Annotated in this window: 13 protein-coding genes; 12 read left to right on the top strand and 1 reads right to left on the bottom strand. The window is 35.1% G+C overall.

Features of this window, described 5'->3' with window-relative positions:
* Positions 1 to 16: 16 nt before the first annotated feature.
* The 3 genes from IWB64_RS04810 (at position 17) to glgP (ending at position 5,325) form a co-directional block, all read left to right on the top strand.
* Complete coding sequence (locus IWB64_RS04810) at positions 17 to 1,855, top strand: SLC13 family permease (protein WP_194532924.1); 1,839 nt, start codon at positions 17 to 19, stop codon at positions 1,853 to 1,855.
* A 24-nt stretch (positions 1,856 to 1,879) separates the two neighbouring features.
* Complete coding sequence (gene pckA / locus IWB64_RS04805; protein WP_194532923.1) at positions 1,880 to 3,514, top strand: phosphoenolpyruvate carboxykinase (ATP); 1,635 nt, start codon at positions 1,880 to 1,882, stop codon at positions 3,512 to 3,514.
* 137 nt (positions 3,515 to 3,651) lie between these two features.
* Positions 3,652 to 5,325, top strand: coding sequence for an alpha-glucan family phosphorylase (gene glgP, locus IWB64_RS04800; protein WP_194532922.1), 1,674 nt, complete (start codon positions 3,652 to 3,654; stop codon positions 5,323 to 5,325).
* A gap of 57 nt (positions 5,326 to 5,382) precedes the next feature.
* Here glgP and IWB64_RS04795 read toward each other — a convergent pair whose 3' ends face one another.
* Positions 5,383 to 6,705, bottom strand: a complete 1,323-nt coding sequence (locus IWB64_RS04795) for an ATP-dependent 6-phosphofructokinase (RefSeq protein ID WP_194532921.1) — start codon at positions 6,703 to 6,705, stop codon at positions 5,383 to 5,385.
* Positions 6,706 to 7,456: 751 nt separating this feature from the next.
* On the opposite strand from IWB64_RS04795, the gene IWB64_RS04790 reads away from it, so the two are divergent.
* The 9 genes from IWB64_RS04790 (at position 7,457) to IWB64_RS04750 (ending at position 20,133) form a co-directional block, all read left to right on the top strand.
* Entirely contained in the window at positions 7,457 to 8,848 is a 1,392-nt protein-coding gene (locus IWB64_RS04790) for an exopolysaccharide biosynthesis polyprenyl glycosylphosphotransferase (RefSeq protein WP_226975809.1), read from the top strand.
* A gap of 100 nt (positions 8,849 to 8,948) precedes the next feature.
* Positions 8,949 to 9,770 (top strand): polysaccharide biosynthesis/export family protein, encoded by an 822-nt coding sequence (locus IWB64_RS04785; protein ID WP_194532919.1) that lies wholly within the window; start codon positions 8,949 to 8,951, stop codon positions 9,768 to 9,770.
* Between the two features lie 102 nt (positions 9,771 to 9,872).
* Complete coding sequence (locus IWB64_RS04780; RefSeq protein ID WP_194532918.1) at positions 9,873 to 12,395, top strand: polysaccharide biosynthesis tyrosine autokinase; 2,523 nt, start codon at positions 9,873 to 9,875, stop codon at positions 12,393 to 12,395.
* Between the two features lie 224 nt (positions 12,396 to 12,619).
* The gene (locus IWB64_RS04775) at positions 12,620 to 13,768 is read left to right on the top strand and encodes an O-antigen ligase family protein (RefSeq protein WP_194532917.1); all 1,149 of its coding nucleotides are present in this window, start codon (positions 12,620 to 12,622) and stop codon (positions 13,766 to 13,768) included.
* A gap of 24 nt (positions 13,769 to 13,792) precedes the next feature.
* Positions 13,793 to 15,166: a lipopolysaccharide biosynthesis protein gene (locus IWB64_RS04770; RefSeq protein ID WP_194532916.1), complete on the top strand. Its 1,374-nt coding sequence runs from the start codon at positions 13,793 to 13,795 to the stop codon at positions 15,164 to 15,166.
* Between the two features lie 42 nt (positions 15,167 to 15,208).
* Positions 15,209 to 16,471, top strand: coding sequence for a glycosyltransferase family 4 protein (locus IWB64_RS04765; protein ID WP_194532915.1), 1,263 nt, complete (start codon positions 15,209 to 15,211; stop codon positions 16,469 to 16,471).
* A gap of 72 nt (positions 16,472 to 16,543) precedes the next feature.
* The gene (locus IWB64_RS04760; protein ID WP_194532914.1) at positions 16,544 to 17,749 is read left to right on the top strand and encodes a glycosyltransferase; all 1,206 of its coding nucleotides are present in this window, start codon (positions 16,544 to 16,546) and stop codon (positions 17,747 to 17,749) included.
* Between the two features lie 91 nt (positions 17,750 to 17,840).
* The gene (locus tag IWB64_RS04755; protein ID WP_194532913.1) at positions 17,841 to 18,968 is read left to right on the top strand and encodes a glycosyltransferase family 4 protein; all 1,128 of its coding nucleotides are present in this window, start codon (positions 17,841 to 17,843) and stop codon (positions 18,966 to 18,968) included.
* A 67-nt stretch (positions 18,969 to 19,035) separates the two neighbouring features.
* Positions 19,036 to 20,133 carry a glycosyltransferase gene (locus IWB64_RS04750; RefSeq protein ID WP_194532912.1) on the top strand — a complete coding sequence of 366 codons (1,098 nt, stop codon included), beginning with the start codon at positions 19,036 to 19,038 and terminating at the stop codon, positions 20,131 to 20,133.
* Positions 20,134 to 20,161 lie beyond the last annotated feature (28 nt).

Below are 20,161 nucleotides of genomic sequence, written 5' to 3'. Positions count from 1 at the left end.
TATAAATAAAGACTTCATGACTATATTGTTTGTGATTTTGGCAGTAACCATCGCTTTATTTGTTTGGGGGCGTTTTCCTCCGGATGTGGTGGCTTTAATGTCTATGTTGGCACTATACCTAGTTGGTGTTCTTAATATGGAAGAAAGCCTGAGCGGTTTCAGTAACCCAACGGTAATAATGATTGCGGCGCTATTTATTATTGGAGAGGGTCTTGCAAGAACGGGGTGGACTGCCCTTGCTGGTAAAAAGTTTGTGGAATGGGCCGGTAAAAGTAAATCTAAACTATTGATTTTGGTTACTTTGGGTTCTGGGGTTCTTTCTGGTTTTGTTAGTAATACTGGTACGGTAGCAGCATTGCTTCCGGTTACGGTTTCAGCCGCTTGGAAGGCAGGAACTTTACCATCAAAATTACTTATGCCCGTGGCGTTTGGATCTAACACGGGTGGTCTTTTGACCTTGACGGGAACGCCGCCAAATATTATAGTAAGTAATGTATTGACTGAAAATGGAATTCCTTCATTCTCGTTTTTTGAGTTTGCCTTGGTAGGTCTTCCTTTATTATTAATAGTGATACTCTATTTTAAGTTTATAGGATACCGTCTTTTACCAAATCATGAAACAGAAGATAAGCCTGTAAATATAGATTCAGAAGTTCATAAATGGATTAAGAACTATAGTATTGGTGATAATATGTATCGCTTACGTATTCGTTCTATGTCAGAATTGATCGGTACAGAAATTGGCAGTTGGGATTTTGAGAAAAAATACAACGTTTCCGTTATGCGCTTACGCCGTAGACACCCAAGTGTTTTAAAAGGTACACCGCCTTATGTTGAGTTTCCGGAACCGAATACACAGATGCGTTACCATGATATTATAACAGTTAAGGGTGCGGCCAAAGATGTAGATAGGATAATTTTAGAGTTTAAACTAGGGCTTATTCCTAAAGAATTTAAATCATCTGAAGTAAAAAGAGAGCTGATTAACCAAGAAGTTGGTATGGTAGAAATGATTGTTACTCCCACCTCTTTTTTTGTTGGTAAAACCTTGCCAATGGGTAAATATTTGAACAAATGGAGCATACAATTATTAGGAGCTTCACGAGACGGTAAACCAATTGGAGATAAGAATGTAACCATTAAAGCGGGTGATGCATTTGTAATTAGAGGGTCTTGGGAAAATATTGAAGCATTGAACAATGTGTATGAAAACTTGGTAGTTTCTGGTAGTCCGGAAGCAATGGCCAAAGACGTAGATGTCCTAACGCCAAGATCCTATATCGCATTGGGGACTTTAATATTAATGATCTTATTACTGGTCTTAAAGCTAATGCCAAGTGCTATTGCTGCTTTAATATGTGCAGGAATAATTATGATTACAGGCTGTGTTCCTATATCAAAGGCGTATAAAGGTATCAGTTGGACGAGCGTGGTTATGATCGCTGCCATGATACCTATGGGTATTGCCTTACAAAAGACCGGGGCTGCCGAAATGATATCTAATGGACTGGTGAGTTATTTAGGGGATATTCATCCAGTAGTGCTTTTGGGAGGGATATTTTTGGTAACCACTGCTTTTAGCCAGACGATTAATAATTCCGCTACCGCAGTTTTGATGGCGCCTATTGCACTCATGGCGGCACTTTCTTTAGGAGTTTCTCCTAAACCTTTTATGATTACTGTAGCTATTAGCGCTTCTACAGCTTTTTTAACTCCTGTGGGAACCACCACAAATGCCATGGTTATGGGAGCAGGAGGATATCAATTTATAGATTATGTAAAAGTGGGTGGGCCACTTTTACTGTTGCTTTTTGCAGCAACAATGCTTTTGGTGCCAGTAATATGGCCCTTTTAATATGAACCACTAAAAAACAGAATTATGGAAACATTATCACGAATGCCCAAGAACGCAAACCTTGAAAAGTACGGGCTGAAAAATGTAAAAGCTAACTGGAACCTAGACGGAGAAACTCTTCAGAAAATAACTGTTGAGAAAGGTATGGGTACAGAAACAGAAAACGGTACGTTATGTGTAAATACAGGAAAATTTACCGGTCGGTCTCCAAAAGATCGTTTTATTGTAAAAGATGACTATACCGCAGACAAAGTGTGGTGGGGTAGAATAAACAAACCTATAGATTCTGCAAATTTCAATAAGCTCTATGATGAAGTTGCTGATTATTTGTCAGACACAGAAGTATATGTGCGTGATGCTTATGTAGGCGCTGCACCAGAGTATAGAATGAATGTCCGTACGATTACGGAATACCCATGGTCAAATTATTTTGTCAAAAATATGTTCATTCAATTGAACGATAATGAAATTGAAAATTTTGAAGAAGAATGGGTAGTTCTTTGTGCCCCTGGTTTTGTGGCAAAAGACCCTGAAGCTTCGGGAATAAGAGCTGGAAATTTCTCCATTTTGGATTTCACAAGAAAAGTAGCCTTGGTTGCTGGGTCTGCTTATACCGGAGAAATGAAAAAAGGTATTTTTTCTGCGTTAAATCTTATTCTTCCAATTGAGAAAAATGTATTGCCAATGCATTGTTCTGCTAATTATGGACAGGATGGTGACACGGCTATCTTTTTTGGACTTTCAGGAACCGGAAAAACTACCTTGTCTGCAGATCCTAACCGTAAACTTATAGGAGATGATGAACATGGTTGGACAGCAGATAACATCGTATTCAATTTTGAAGGAGGGTGTTATGCTAAGGTGATTGATCTTACTGAAGAAAAAGAGCCAGATATTTTCCGTGCTATCCGTCCAGGTGCTTTGTTGGAAAACATAGTTTTTAAAGAAGGAACGAAAGAGGTTGATTATTCAGATAGTTCTATCACGCAAAATACAAGGGTTAGTTATCCTATCGACCATATTGATAACATACAAGTACCTTCCTACGGAGATAATCCAAAGAATATTTTCTTTTTAACCTGTGATGCTTTTGGGGTATTGCCACCGGTATCAAAACTTACACCTGGGCAAGCTGCATACCACTTTATATCTGGGTACACTGCTAAAGTTGCAGGTACAGAGGCTGGTATTAATGAGCCTGTTCCTTCTTTCTCCGCATGTTTTGGAGAGCCATTTATGCCATTGCACCCAACTAAGTATGCAGAAATGCTAAGTAAAAAAATGACTGAGGCCGGTGTTAATGTATGGTTGTTGAACACAGGTTGGAGTGGAGGTCCTTACGGCGTAGGATCAAGAATAAAACTGAAGTATACACGAGCCATGATTTCTTCAATTTTGGAAGGCGAGTTAGAAAAGGTAGATTTTGAACAACATCCTATTTTTGGTTTACATATGCCTAAATACTGTCATAATGTACCTACAGAACTTTTGGATCCAATGAACACTTGGCTTCAAAAAGGGGCATATATCAGTAAGGCTATACAATTAGCACATTCGTTCCATTTAAACTTTGATAAATTCATTAACCAAGCTTCGGATGAAGTTATAAACGGTGGCCCGTTAATTGACGCTCACCAGATAATGGATAATGATATCTAGGATTTATTTTTAAACGAAATCGTGTTACATTTTTAAAGAATGAATTGGTCTTGACTTTTGTGTTTACATAAAAAAGTCAAGACCTTTTCAATAGGTTCATTTAAAGAAGTGTATCAATTAAATTGAATTTTATAGTTATGGAAACAACTCTTGATAACAACGTAAAGAATAAACTTGGTACTTGGAACCATCCTTATAAAGTAGCCAAGGAGTTCGACAAAAGAACAGCCTATTTTAGCATGGAGTTTGCCGTACACCAAGGTCTAAAAACCTATTCTGGCGGTTTAGGCTTCCTTGCAGGTTCACATATGAGATCTGCTTACGATTTAAAGCAAAATCTGATTGGTGTGGGTATTTTGTGGAAATATGGTTATTATGACCAAAATAGAAATAAAGATCAAACTCTGCGGGTAGATTTTGTTGAAAAGAACTATAGTTTTTTAGAAGATTCTGGTCTTGAGGTAGAAGTTAGGGTAAATAACAATTACCAGGTTAAAGTTCGCGCTCTTGTGCTTAAACCTGAAGTGTTTGGTTCTGCTCCTATTTATTTCTTAACTACCGATGTTGAAGGCAATGATTTTCTTTCTCGCAGCATTACCAATAATTTATACGATTCAAACCAAGAAACTCGTGTGGCTCAAAGTATAGTTCTTGGTATTGGGGGAGCGAAAATTATTGAAGCATTGGGTGGTGCTGATGTTTATCACCTTAACGAAGGTCATGCCTTGCCCGCTTTCTACTATTTGCAAAACCAAGGCAGCAAAGCCCAAATGGCTTTTACGACCCACACTCCTGAAAGAGCTGGTAATGTGGAGAACAATGCGTATTATTTAAATAATTTAGGCTTTTTTGGAGAACGCTTTTCTGATGAACAAGTACGTCAGAAAATGACAAACGGTGATAATGTTAACCATACAGTTGCGGCATTAAGGTTTGCAAAAAAAGCAAATGCCGTATCAAAATTACATGCTGTAGTTGCAGCTAACATGTGGAAGGATTTTTCAGGAACAGCCAAAATTATACCTATTACCAATGCTCAAAACTTACTTTTTTGGCAGGATGATGAGGTGAAAAAAGCATGGAAAAAGAAAGATGCTAAGGCTTTTGGTAAGAGAAAAAAGGAATTGAAGAATAGTCTTTTTGAAGAGGTTCTTCAGCAAACTGGCAAAATTTTTGATCCTGAAGTTTTAACCATAGTTTGGGCAAGACGATTTGCGGAGTATAAAAGAGCGGATTTATTATTGCGTGACCTTAACCGATTTGAAGAGCTATTAAGCGATAACAAACGCCCCGTTCAGATTATATGGGCAGGAAAGCCTTATCCTACTGATGGTTATGCCATTGATGTTTTCAATAGATTGGTGAATTACACAAAATATAGACCAAATCTAGCCGTATTGACCGGTTATGAAATTGAACTTTCTAAAAAGTTGAAAGAAGGATCAGATGTTTGGTTGAGTACGCCAAGAATCACTAGGGAAGCTTCTGGTACAAGTGGAATGAGCGCAGCATTTAATGGGTCGGTTAACCTCTCTACAGATGATGGTTGGATTCCAGAATTTGCTCAAGATGAAAAAAACTGTTTTGTGCTACCAGCAATAGATTTCAATTTACCCACGCAACAGCAAGATTATATAGATAGTAATAATTTATATGATATTTTGATAGAAAAGATTTTGCCTACTTTCTATGATAAGCCAAGCGAATGGAATAAAATTGTTTTCAAAGCTATTGATGATATTGTTCCCGAATTTACGAGTGAGCGTATGGCTAAGCAATATTACAAAGAACTATATTTACAAGAAAAATGATAGTAATTTGAATGCAATAAAAAGGGGAAGCTAATTGCTTCCCCTTTTTTATATGTATTACATGGTAAAAGGTTGGCCGGTACTTTGTAAGACACTAAACCAGAATTCACCCTCCATATTAATTTTTTTTCGCTTATTAACAACCTTCAAAATGGGTAGATAAACAAATTTATTATTTAGCCTACCCACAACAAATTTGGTTTTTCCGGCCATGGCTCCGTGTACGGCATGATAGGCTAATCTATTGCAGAAAAGACTGTCGTTGGCATTGGCGGGAGCACTACGTATAATGTAACTCGGATCAATATACTTAATAGTGCACTTCATGTTTTCGGCATCAAAATATGCGTTAATACGATGCTTCAACAGTAAACCAATGTCTTGGTGGATAATATTACCGGATGCGTCTGTATAGGTCTTACTATCTTCTCCAAACAAATGCTGACCAGCTCCTTCTGCAACTACGATTACGGCATGCCGTTTTTGATTAAGCCTTTCCTTGAGAGCTTCTAAAAACCCGTTTTCACCTTCAAGCTGAAAGTCCATTTCAGGAACGAACACAAAATTAACTACAGGCATAGCAATTGCAGTTGAAGCTGCGATGAAACCGCTATCCCTACCCATTAATTTTACAATAGATATACCGTTGAATGCTCCCGTGGCCTCATTATGTGCATCTCTAATAATAGGACTGGCAACATCAAATGAGGTTTCAAAGCCAAACGATTTGTCAATAAGATCAATATCATTGTCAATCGTCTTAGGAATGCCTATAATTGAAATGTTAAGTCCTCTTTTTTCTATCTCATCACCAATGGCATTTGCTCCTTTAAGAGTACCGTCTCCACCAATGGTGAATAATAGGTCAATTTTATTTTTCACAAGAGAATCTACCATTTTTTCAACAGATTGAGCTCCTCTAGAAGAACCGAGTATGGTACCTCCAAATTCATGTATGTCTTTTACCTTGTCCGGGACAAGTTCTATAAACTCATGTCCGTTTTCAGGAATAAGACCTTCATATCCATATTGTACACCAAGAATCCGTTTTACGCCGTAGAAATAATGTAACGCCATGACAAGGCCCCGTATAACATTGTTTATTCCAGGGCAAAGTCCGCCGCAGCTAACAATTGCAGCGGTAGTATTTTTAGAGTCAAAAAAGAGTTTTTCTCTGGGTCCAGCCTTTTCCAAACATGCAGGTCTAGTCTTGTTATCAATACAGGTATTAAAACTCTCTACAGAAACGTCTGCTAAAATTCTATCATGTTCCTCTACAAAATTGAATATTTTATCTCCTGTGGTCTTACTAAGGTTTATGGGAGATGGAAAAGTATTTGCTCCTAGTGAGGAAATATTAAAATTAGTTTCAGAGCTCATAGTCTTGATGGGTTTTATGTACACGTAACTTGCTTTAAAATTACGCAGTATATCTTACGCGGACGATAAAAATAATTTTTTTATATAAACTGGAAAAATATGTCGGAATAAGTGCTTTTAACTCAGTTTCTTCAAAAGTAATTGACGATTTATAAAATCTGGTTTTAAAAATTGTCAAGGTGGCTCCGGCTTGGTAATGTAGAAAGATGTAAAAGATGGTGTTTTGTGACCTGAGTTTGTAACTCAATTATATTTTTATGTTGTTAGTTATGATTTTGAAGGTTTTAAATAGGTGATATAAAACCAATTTTAAAAGTTGCCTTTTTTCGGTATGTGTAAGTGATATGAGGATTAGATTTAGTGAGATAAATTAATAAAGAAAAGAACTCGAAAGAAATACAGAATTTTCATACTACGTGTTGATAATTTTGTACGGTTTGAGTGTAATTAACTGATTAATAGTAGGTAGTGGATAAAAATAGACTATCTTGTCTGAGCCTCAATTATACTATTCCTATTCTGCACTAAAACATTTTTGGAGAAGAGAATTTTGTAGTGTTTAAATGAATTCGTCTAAACATCTAGTAAAATTTTACTTAATAAAATGCCGATTGACTAATATTTAAGTCAATTGTCGTGGTAGAGGTTATAATCGTCAAATGTTAATTAATTCATTCATATATTTGGTAGCTGCTTTATGCGCTGAAAAATATTAACAACTATTTTATCTTTAAAAAATTAGTTCACCCCCATGAATTCAAAAAATAGGTTCATACTTATAAATTTACTAGCGTTTGAGTTTGTTCTCCTGAATGTAGTATTGACAATTTGTTTCATGTTCAATCTACCGGATTTCACTTTTAGTGATACGGCCATTCTTTTTAATATGGTTCGTTTAATGATTATTTACAATATTACTTGGTTAGTAATTATTATGTATATCCGTAATAGTGAATTTTATTTTGATCCCAATTTCGGGTATTTTAAGAGTATTGTTACTTCCCTATTCTTCTTTGTTGGTTTCGTAATTAGCGTAGTCATTTTGTTGAAAATTAGATATTTTTCTAGGTCAACCTTTATAATTCCAATCTTTATATTTTCCTATCTTAACCTTGTTAGTCATAAGTACTTGTTGAGATATTTAAAGAAAAGAGCTTCGCATCTTTTTTCCGATACCTTGCTTATAGGTTCTGGTTATGATGATAGCAATATTAAAAGCTTTACCAATGCAATGACCCAATATGGTTATAATATAATGGGCTACTTGGAGAATAAAGAGGAAAAACCTAAGAACGTTATGAATTTCAATATTTTTGGAGGTATTGATGATTTATCGGAAGCCTTGGGTAATAATCGTATAGACGATATTTTTATTGCCATGGCAGGTATGAAGCACGCTAAAATCATGGAGACTATTAAAATAGCCGATAGTTTTGGGGTACGTGTAAAGTTGATTCCTAAAAACCCACTTCTTAAATCAAAAAATTACAAAGCGGTTACCATGGGTGATCTTGCTGTTTTTAAGCTTAGAGAATCACCACTCGATCATTTTAGGTCAACTATATTGAAGCGATTGTTTGATTTTTGTTTTGCTTTTTTTGTATTACTTCTTCTTTCGCCATTGTTTCTAATTATTGCTATTCTCATCAAAATAGATTCTAAAGGACCGATTTTTTATACGCCAAGTAGAAAAGGTGAGGCAAGTAAAACATTTAAATGTTTTAAATTTAGAACTATGTCGGTATCGCAAGATCCCAAGAGTGGCATGCAATCAACAATAGTTAATGACCCTAGGATAACTCGTGTAGGTAAGTTCTTAAGAAAGGGAGATTTGGATGAATTACCGCAGTTCTATAATGTTCTGAGAGGAGAAATGAGCGTTATTGGTCCAAGGCCACATAGGATAAATTTACAAAACGATTTTAGAAAAAGTGTTAACCATTATATGGTTCGAAGCTATATTAAACCGGGTATTACCGGTTGGGCGCAAGTAAACGGATGGCGTGGTCCAACTGTTACTGATGAACAGAAAAACCAAAGAGTAAATCACGATTTGTGGTATATAGAAAATTGGAGCCCATGGTTAGATTTAAAAATAATTTTCTTAACTATTTTTGGAAGCCATCACAAGAAAGCATTTTAGAAATATCCTCTAGAGGCTTGATCAATATTTTGATTCTAAACGTATGTTCTATTCAAGCTTGAAACAATCAAAAAAAATAGACCAAAGTAAAATTTAAAACATGACAATTAAACCAGGCATGAAAAAACGGGCAATCAATTTTTTTAAAAGTATATATGGGGTGTTATCTATACAACGCATCATTATAGTATTGGTTACTCTAACGTTGACATCTTGTTATACTTCCAAAGGGGTTAATTACCTTCAAAGTGAAAGTCATGAAATGACTTTACGTTTGCGACCTACTGAATACGGTGTGCAACCAAATGATGTATTAAGTATTAAAGTTCAGAGTAGAGATCCTGATCAAGTAGCATATTTTAACAACTCAACAGCTGCGGACATAAATTTGCAAGCTAATCCTGCTTCTTTATTTTTGACCGGTTATACTGTTGATAAAGAAGGTTCTATAAATTTAGCAATTGTAGGTGCGGTTAAAGTGCAGGACAAGACTGTAGAGGAGATTAGAGATTTGGTGCAAGCCGAAATAGATAAATATTTATTGAATGCGGTTGTCTCTGTGAAAATAACCAGCTTTAAGGTCTCTGTTTTGGGCGATGTAAGCAACCCAGGAACTAACTATATCTATAATACACAAGCCACTATTTTTGAGGCGTTAAGTGCAGCAGGAGACCTAAATATATCAGGTAAACGGAAAAATGTAAAATTGATTCGTCAACATGGTGATAAATCTATTGTAGTCGATTTAGATCTTACTAGCCCTGACATTATAAGCTCACCATATTATTTTTTACACCCGAATGACGTATTGTATGTTGAAACATCTAAAGAAAATCTTTTTCAAAAGAATTTGGGTGTTTTCAGTCTAGTTTTATCGGCAATATCTACGACTATATTGGTGTTGAGTTTCAATTCCAACTAAATATAAAATTTAAGTATTTTCTTAAGTGTAAGGCTTTGGTCTCACAACAGCTTAAGCATAAAATATATGTTCAAGCTTTGAGAAAATAATAATGATAACGAAATGAAAGAGAATAAGAATAATCAAGTTAACCCTCAGGAGGAGATTAACTTAAAATTATTTTTTCGGAAGATATATAAGAATAAAATGTTCTTTATAGCAAGTATTGGTCTCTTCATACTTTTAGCTTTAATCTATATAGCCACCGCTACCCGGATATACGAAGTGTCAACCTCGGTACTTATTGATACTAAAGGAACAAACCGTGTCTTGGGAGAGAGTAAATACGTAGACGGAGGAGTGAGCTTAATAGAGATGGAAAAAAACCTTTACAACGAAATAGGTATTTTAAAGTCGTTCAGTCTAATAAGACAGACTATAGAAGATTTGAATTTTGATGTATCCTACCATACTTCTACTTTGTTTTCATCAAATGAAAGTTACGGTTATTTTCCTTTTGAAGTAGCTTTAGATCGTGCTAAACCTCAGTTGTATGGAGTACCTTTTGAGGTTAAATTACTACAGGGAGATAGTTATAAATTAACGATTAACGGTGATGAATTTGGTGTTTCCAACCCATTAAATGGCTCAGTTAGAGATGTAGAAAGAAGCTTTAACTTTTCTCAGGAGTTTAAGCTCGGAGATAAGGTTGAACATGAGTATTTTACATTTACGCTAAATAAACCACAGTATAATGTAAGCAGAGAAGATTTTGACGGAAAAAACCTAAGCTTTGAGGTTAGTAACGTAGAGAGTGTAGCTAAAGGTTATATGGGCAAGCTTGAAGCTAATAATATAGACATTCAAGCTAGTATTTTTAAAATAGTATCCTCCGGGCCTATCGTGGCCAAGGAAGTTGATTTTCTTAAAAAGTTAACTCAAAACTATGTGCAAAACGAACTTTCTTCTAGAAATGAGATAGCGGCAGGTAAAGAAGCGTTTATTAGAAATCAATTAAATGTAATATCTGATTCTTTAACAAGGTTTGAAGTAGAGTTAGAAGCCTTTAAAATTGATAAAAAAGCAATGAATTTAGGTGCTACAGCTTCAAATGCGCTCGATCAGACTAACAATTTACAGGTGGAGGCGGCTAAGATTAAGATGAGCATCAACTATTATAATTCTATCATACGAAGCGTAAGGAATAACAGAAATAGTGATGATTTTATAATGCCCTCAGGCATTGGTGTTGAAGATGCTTCTATCAATCAGAATATTCAGGAGCTGAAAAATCTCTATGCAGAACGTTCTAAAAAGAAGTTTTTCGTAACAAGTAATAATCAAGAAATGACCATTTTAAATGGTCAGATTAAAGAGTCTACTGAGATATTGTTAAGCAACCTAAAAAGTGCTGTGAGGTCATCACAAGCAGCTTTGGGCGGTATTACTTCACAATTAGAAGGTATAGATGAAGAAATTAGTTCCTTGCCAACTAGGGAAATACAATTACTGAATATACAACGCCAAAATACGCTCTATGAAAACCTCTATAAATACTTAAGCCAAGAGTTGGCAAAAACAGGTATAGCCAGGGCTGAAAGCACTTCTGATACTCGAATTTTAGATGAAGCAAGAATGGATGGTAGTGGTCCAGTCTCTCCTCAAAAATCTTTATTGTTAGGACTTGCCGTAGTGTTAGGAACATTAATACCACTTGGGTGGTTGATTTTCTTCTCACCAGATGATACCATAGAGAATGTACACCAAGTTATGGCGAATAGTGATATGCCAATTATTGCTAGCATAATACACTATGATGGTGACGATGATGCGAAAGAAAGGGCATCTAGTATACCTTTTGTGGGTGAAAAACTTGGGAAAATAATTAAGAAGATAAAAGGTAGTGGCAAATTATTTGATATTGGAGATGAAAAATTTAAGACCTCTGATACTGATGCTGAGGTTTCACTTTGGAAGCTTAAAGAATCTTTTCGAGACCTTTCTACAAACTTAAAACTTGTGAACTCTACAGGTACGGGAGTTATTGGTATAACCTCTATTCTGCCGGAAGAAGGTAAAACGTATAACGCCATTAACTTGGGTATAACACTAGCTGAGGCTGGTAAAAAGACTATTATCGTAGATGCGGATTTAAGAAACCCTAGTCTGGTTAAAGGTATCCGTAAAATAAAGGGGAAAGGCTTGTCTAATTATTTGAAAGGCGAAATCAACTCTTTGAACGAGGTTGTTCATTCACACGAAAAAGTAAAAAATTTAAAATTTATTCCGACAGAGATAGTAGATGGAAATGTGCAAGAATTGCTGTCAGGCAATAAAATGAATACTCTAATTGAAAAGCTTAAAGAAGAGTATGATTATGTTATACTAGACACCCCGGCGGTTGGCTTAGTTTCAGATTTTTTACTGCTTTTAGATGTTATGGATATTAATTTGTTCGTGGTTAGAAGAAATGTTTCTAAAATTGAATTTCTTGAAGATTTGGATAATTTAATTCCAAGAGATAAAAAGAAGAAAAGCTATATCATTTTTAACGATGCCCTTAAGGAAGACCATAAGTATGGTTATGAGGCAAAGTACGGTTTGAACAAAGAAAAGCAATTGGTTGATAAGTCCTTTTCGGTATAATTGAGTTGTATTGTTTCCTAAAAAAATGTGTTATAGGTATTAAGGTTTAATTGATTATGAAAAACTTGCCGAAGTTTTTATTTTTTCTAATTCTACTCCTATATCCACTTTTTAGCTATATGGTTTATAAAACGACGGGTATGGAACCTAATTATGTATTAGGTATGATATGCTTTGTATACTTGGCATATGTAGTATATACCTTGTACAAAACTAACCAAAGCTTGAAGATCCCAAACTATATACTGTTTTTTGGTATTTTCACCCTGTACGCGTTGCTTTGTAATATGTTCGTTTCAGAGGAACTTAAGGAAGGTGGAATTGTAAAATTCATCTATTCAGACCCTCTTATCCAGACCTTTGTAGCCTTTTTAATAGTAGAAAATATTTCTTTTCCTTCTAAGTGGATGGACTGGGCTTTAAAAGTTTTTGGTTTTACTCTTATTATAGCTGCCATAGCTTCTGTCGTTCAAACTTTCAAACCTTTCTTTTTGCTAAAAACAGATGGCCTAATTCAGGGCTTGTCTTATGCAAGAATGCAAGAATACTATATTAACAATCCACAAGAAGTTACGGGTGATGTTAATAGGTTTATGGATGGCTATAGGCATTCTATTTTCTCATACATTAGCGAGGTTTCTGTTGGAGTTGATACTATGGCGATATTTAGCATATTGATTGCAATTAACTCTAAAAAATGGATAAGAACAGTTTTGATTTTTGTTTCGGCGGCAACGGTTGGGTTTTTGTCTAGCGCACGTTGGATAATGTTAAATTTTCTAGTGGTCTCCAGTCAGAAAGTATGGGTAGGTAAGAATAAATTGGTAAAAGCTCTTCAATATGGATTGTATGGACTTGTTCTTCTTACTCTAATAGTAGTGGCCCTAAGTTTTTCTGGAATAAATTTAGAGAAATTTGTTGAAGAAAGACTTTTGTCAGATAGTGCGGGTACCCGTTTGTTGGCCTTTGAAGTATTTTTTAAAGTATTCCCTCATAATCCTATTTTAGGGACGATGGGTGTTGATACAGAGGAGGTTACTAGATTATTAGGAGGACGTAGCTCTCAGATTCATGTGGGTTATTTAAAGTTGTTCTATTACTATGGTTTAGTGGGCGGACTCATTTATTTGACTTTTTTAGGTCTGCTTTTGAAACGTATGTGGAGAATAGGATTGAAATCAGGGTATTGGGGCGGTTTTTTCGCTTTTTTCGCTTTTGCTGTAGCTAATCTTACTTTAGTAATATTTGATTTATTTCATTACGGGTTAATGTTCGCTATTGTTTTTACAAATTATTACAGTACTCATAAAGACCAAGCACTTTCTTTTTCTACGGAAAGTAATTTAGCAGGTTCAAAGATAAATTATGAATAGAATTATAGTCCAGACAATATATTGATGTATAAAATCCTAAAGAACTTCCTAGATAATATAGGACAACGTCTGAATAAAGGTCAAAAAAGATCTGTAAAAGCTAAAAAAAATATATTGGCGTCCTTTTTAATTAAGGGTACTAGTATTTTAATTGGTTTTTATATGGTCCCTTTGACCATAGGATATGTTGATAAAGAACAATACGGGGTATGGCTTACGCTTTCGTCTGTAGTTGGTTGGTTCAGTTTTTTTGATATTGGTTTAGGTAGTGGTCTTAGAAATAAATTAGCTCTAGCCTTGGCTAATGATGAGATGGAAAAGGCCAAATCCTACGTCAGCTCTACCTATGCGATTTTAGGAATGATAATTTCTGCTATCCTGGTCGTTTTCTTTGTGATTCAGCCTTATTTAGATTGGCAATCCATTTTAAATACTACAGAGGTTAGTGGTCCAGAACTACGTCTTGTAGCGATTGCTACTTTCGCTTTTTTCTGTATCAATTTTATATTGAAATTAATTTACTCTATTTTTTTAGCATATCAGCGACCCGCATATCAAGGTCTATATAACTTGTTAAGTAATATACTCGCTTTGATAATTGTATTTACACTTACTAAGACAACAGAGGGCTCTCTTTATTATCTATCGTTAGCTCTTGGGGTGTCGCCGATGGTAATTTTATTGTTAGTCAGCATTTATATGTTCTATGGTGGTTATAGGTCTATAGCTCCATCCTTTAGTTATGTAAGGAGAGAGCAATTTGGTGAGCTATGGGGTATAGGAGGAAAGTTTTTTATAGTACAAGTATCATCTATTATAATTTTTTCTACTGATAATGTGATAATCACGCAGCTATTAGGTCCGTCCGAAGTGCCTGCATATGCCATAGCATATAAGTATTTTGGATTGATTACGGCAGTATTCGCTATAGTTTCATCTCCTTTTTGGTCCGCATACACAGAGGCATATGCAAAAAAGGATATGCAATGGATTTTGGCTACGAATAAAAAACTTATTAAAGTTTGGATGGCGTTATTCGCCTTTAGTATAGTTATGTTATTGGGGTCTACTTACTTTTACCATTTTTGGGTGCCTGGAATTGAAGTTCCATTTTTACTTTCGGTAATAATGTGCGTCTATGTAAACGTTCTCGCTTGGGGTAATATATTCGTGGTATTTATTAATGGGGTAGGTAAAATTAAGTTGCAGTTAGTTGTCGGTATTATTAGTATGTTAGTTAATGTTCCTTTGTCCTATTTCTTTGCAAAAACTTTAGGTTTGGACTCGGCTGGCGTTATTTTAGCAAGTATTATTTCAGTAGCTTATGGGCCAATTTTGGCACCAATACAGTTTAAGAAAATTTTGAATGGTACAGCTACTGGCATATGGAATAAGTAGTGGATTAAATCATAAATAAAAAGCTTACAAAATAATTGAATTATGCGCGTACTCTGGTTTTCAAATAGACCTCCTTTAGGAGCATCTAACTCTAAAAATAGAGTTGGAGGTAGTTGGATTGAGTCATTGGAGCAAGAAATAATGGATAACTCAGATATTGAGTTGGGTATAGTTTTTAGCGAGCTTGAAAAAGAGGCTAAGGAAATTATATCAGAGACTTCACGTACCAAGTATTTCATGGTGCCAAGATATCCGTTTGGTAAGTTTGATCGTTGGTATAGTCGTTTTTTTGCTACGCCCCCTTCAGAGAATTCATTAAAACATTATTTGAAGGTCGTTAATGATTTTAAACCAGATGTTATTCTTTTTTTTGGAACAGAGTCAGACTTTCCTTTAATAATTCCAGAACTAAAAGTTCCGTCTATTATTTGGTTTCAAGGTAATCTTACGGTATATGAAATGATGTATGAGAATGGACTTAAGGTGAAAAAGACTTTAGCTCTAGAATCTTTAAAGCATATGTTATCTGGTGATACCATGTATCATAATTTTTTGAAATTTAAACATCTTGTGACAAGAGAAAAACGTATTTTTTCTTTTGCAGAAAACTTTATAGGACGAACGACTTGGGATAGTAGATTGGTGAAAACAATGGCCCCTCAGGCTAAATATTTTCATTGTGATGAGGCTATGCGCCCTCCTTTTTTGACAAACCAATGGAAGCAATGGAGCGATAGAGATAAGTTTGTAATTACCACAACAATACGGGGTAATTTGTATAAAGGCTTAGAAAATGTTTTTAGAACAAGTGAAATTCTAAGTAATAAAATAGGAAAACGTTTAGAATGGCGGATAATTGGAATAGCAGAAGGTACTGTTTATACCAAAGCCGCTAGAAAGGAGGCTAATTTTCCCTTATCTCGTCCTGAAGTAAAGTTATTAGGAAACAAGACAGGGCCTGAAATGATAGAGGAATTACTTAATTCAGATATTTACGTTCACCCATCGCATATTGAGAACAGTCCTAATGGTGTTCAGGAAGCTATGTTGCTGGGTATGCCAGTAATTGCCACTAATGTTGGAGGAACTCCAAGTATGTTAGTTGATGGAGAAGAAGGACTTTTAGTACAGAATAAAGATCCTTATGCAATGGCCGGTGCTATTTTGGAATTTTCTGAATCCCCAGATAAGGCAAAACGTATGGGCGATAATGCTAGAAAATTAGGTCTGGTGAGAAACAGTAGTAAGAAGATATGTGACGATTTATTGAAAATATTCGATGAGTTAACTCAAACAAAGAAATAGTTCATCGCTATTGGTTGTATATAAAAAGACACTGAAAATTACATTGAGAATTGTCTTGAAAAAAAGTTGAAATTGGAAAAACAAACACAAAATACTACGGCACATATTGTATTTATGGGAGAAATAAGGTTTCCTTACGGATTAGCCGCAGTCCAAAGACTTACTTTAATGGCAAAAGCCTTTATACATGAAGGCTGTAGGGTTACGGTTATTTGTAGAAAGGGATCGTGGAACCAAGACGAGCATAAAGATTTTGATTATAAAGGCAATTTTGAAGGAATTGATTACATCTATACATCAAAAGATGTACATAGGCCAAATAGTTTTTTGGGCCGCAATGTTCAAAAAATAAAAGGTATTATTGGTGAAATTAAATATTTAAGAGAACTAAAGAAACATGATAGGATAGATTTAGCTATTGTTCCTAATAGAGAAGTAAAGCATGCTCTTCGTTACCTTTTGTTTTCATATTTCTATAAAATACCTACTGCGACCAATTTTGTAGAAATGGCTTCTTCAATGGAGCATAGAACAGGGTTTTTACAGCGCATTAATGATCGTTTGATAGATAATTGGGTTCTAAAACAATATAATGGGGCTCTACCTATAAGTGACCGATTAATGAACCACTATCATAAAGAATCACCGTCCAAGCCTACGTTGAAACTACCTATTTTATGTGATTTTGAAAAATTTAATATTCCTAAAGGTAATCAAGAAGAACCATATTTTCTATACTGCGGTAGTATTCGTTACAAGGAAGTGTTCAATTTTATTATAGAGTCTTATAAAAGCTTGAATGTAGACGAACATACCAAGTTATACATGATTGTAAGTGGTGGCAGTAAAAAAGAAACTGCGCAACTTGAAGATGAGATAAACAAGTCGTTTACTACCCAGCCAATAAAATTGTATACCAACATCCCTTATGAAAAGCTTGTGTATTTGTATACGAATGCAATAGCCCTTCTTATTCCATTAAGGCCTACAATTCAAGATACTTCTAGATTTCCTCATAAAATAGGGGAATATCTGGCTTCAGGAAATCCTGTGATAACAACAGCAGTTGGTGAGATAATGAATTATTTTGAGGACGGGAAGACTGCGTTAGTCGCAGATAATTATGATGTGGCCTCTTTTGCTCAAAAGATGAGGTATGTTATAGATAATCCAGAAAAGTCTGTAGAAATAGGGTTAAACGGAAAAGAACTTGGATTAAGAGAATTTGACTATCGCGCACACGGCAAACGAATGCTAGATTTTCTAAACACACTATAGTATTTATAAAGTCTTTTGAAGGGTCTTGTGCGTATATGAAGAAGACTGAAATAACTGTTCTTAATACTGAAAAAGCTTAAAAAGTAAACTTATGAAGTTATTCTTAGTTGGTGATTTTCCTGAAGATAATAAGGCCTATGGTGGTGTTCAAGGTGTTTTGGTGAATATGGCCAATGAACTAATAAAACGTTCGGATATAGAACTTGTTTTAGTATCTACATCTTCTGATAGCGGGTTCTCAAAATTTGAAAATACGTGTTCCGTCTACAGATTGAGTTTTAGGTCGTCTTTTTTGAAAGCTAGAAAAGAATTCAACGATATTGTTACAAAAGAAGAACCAGATATTATTCATCTTCAAGGAGTAGTGCCCGGGGTACTTTTATATAGATCTAGTTATAGAAACTTTTTTGTAGTGACTCAACATGCCATTCTTAGTGAAGAGCGCTTGTTACAGGTAACTAGTAAAAGAAAAATCTTATTCAAGATAAAAGAGAAGGTAGAAGACTACTATCTGAACAAGATAAAAAATATCATTTTTATATCGGAATACAATAAGGGTATATATTTTAAAAAGAACGGTGATAGCGACGACGTTAATTCAGAGCTCATTGTTAACCCAGTTAATGAAATATTTTATCAAAACACTGCGGTTTTAGAGAGCCAGGTTCCAAATGAAATGTATTTTGTTGGAGAGATAAAGAAACGTAAAGGCCTTCATATTCTAATACAAGCTTTGCACTTATTGGATAAGAAAGGGATAGACAGTAAACTTCATGTTATTGGTGGGTATAAAGAAATGGAGTATAAAAAGGAGATTGACGATTTAATAAGCTCACTCAATATTTCAGAAAAAGTGATATTCGGTGGCTGGAAAAATCAATCTGAAGTTTTGTCCTATGCTCAAAATATTCCAGTCTTTGTGTTGCCATCTTTTCAGGAGACATTGCCTTTAAGTATAGCTGAAGCCATGACTCAAGGAAAAATTGTTGTAGCCACAGATATATGTGGTATCCCTGAAATGATAAAAAATCATGAATCCGGGTATCTTTTTCCAAAAGGAGATTCTGAAAAACTGGCAGAAGTTCTAGCGCATATTTTTCAAAATCCTGACAAACAAAAAGTTGTATCAGATAATGCTAAACTGGCCAGTAAGAGGTTCCAGCCAGAGACTGTTATAGAAAGAACGATCAATTTTTACGAACGTATTTTATCAAAATAAAAGAATATTTCTGGCCATTAGGTAACTAACAGAAAAAATAAACCCTAAATAACCAGCTATTTTAAATATGAAAATATTAATACTTATTGAGAGCCTTACTTCAGGCGGAAGGGAAAGAAGACTGATTGAGCTGTTGAAGGGTAGCAAAGAATACAAAGATATAGAGCTAGGTTTGGTGGTTTTTTCAAATAGAATTCACTATAAAGAAGTTTATGAGTTAGGTGTGCCCATTACTATATTAGAAAGAGTGCCTAAAAAAAATCCAATGGTCTTTTATAGGCTCTATAAACTTTGTAAAAGCTGGAAACCGGATTTACTTCATAGTTGGGGGTCAATGTCTACTATTTTAGGGATACCATCTTCAAAATTGCTGGGTATACCTCTTATAAATGGAAGTATAGTTGATGCACCGGAAAATCTTAATTTATTCAATAAGGATTATTTTAGGACAAAGTTGGCTTCGCCTTTTTCAAAAGTTATTGTTGGCAATTCTTTAGCGGGTTTGAAAGCCTATAATATCCCAAGTAAAAAAGGTCTTTGTATATACAATGGTTTCGATTTAAATCGAATCTCAAAATTGAATAGTGAAGCTAACATTAGGCAGGAATTCAACATAATGACTCCTAAAATAGTAGGTATGGTTGGTAACTTTTCTGAAAGAAAGGATTTTAAGACCTACATTAAAGCTGCAATGATCGTATTGGACCAAAGAGAAGATGTTACTTTTTTGGCTATTGGCGGAGGTCCAGATTTAGAGGAGTGCAGAAAAATGGTACCGGAAAAGCATGTGGAGAGGTTTGTTTTTACAGGTTTGCAGACAGATGTAGAATCTATTGTTGCCACATTTAGCCTAGGAGTTCTGTCAACCAATATGCAGGTTCATGGCGAGGGTATATCCAACGCTATATTAGAATATATGGCACTAGGAAAAGCTACGGTTGCCACTACAGGAGGAGGGACCAATGAAGCTGTTGAAGATGGTAAAACAGGGTTTTTGGTAGCGCCAGCGTCGCCCGAAGCAATGGCTGATAAAATATCACAGATTCTAGATGATGAACAATTATGTCAGGCAATGGGGGTAGCAGCAAGAAATAGAATGGAAAATATGTTCGGACTCAAGAAAATGACTAGTTCATATGTTCAATTGTATAAAAAAAACGTATAAGTAATCATGTTTTTTAAGGTGTAAAATC

The sequence above is a fragment of the Zobellia nedashkovskayae genome (assembly GCF_015330125.1).
In the GTDB taxonomy this organism is placed as follows: Bacteria; Bacteroidota; Bacteroidia; order Flavobacteriales; family Flavobacteriaceae; genus Zobellia; species Zobellia nedashkovskayae.
Note: the sequence above shows the minus strand (reverse complement) of the source record. Positions and strands in the feature narration are given on the sequence as shown.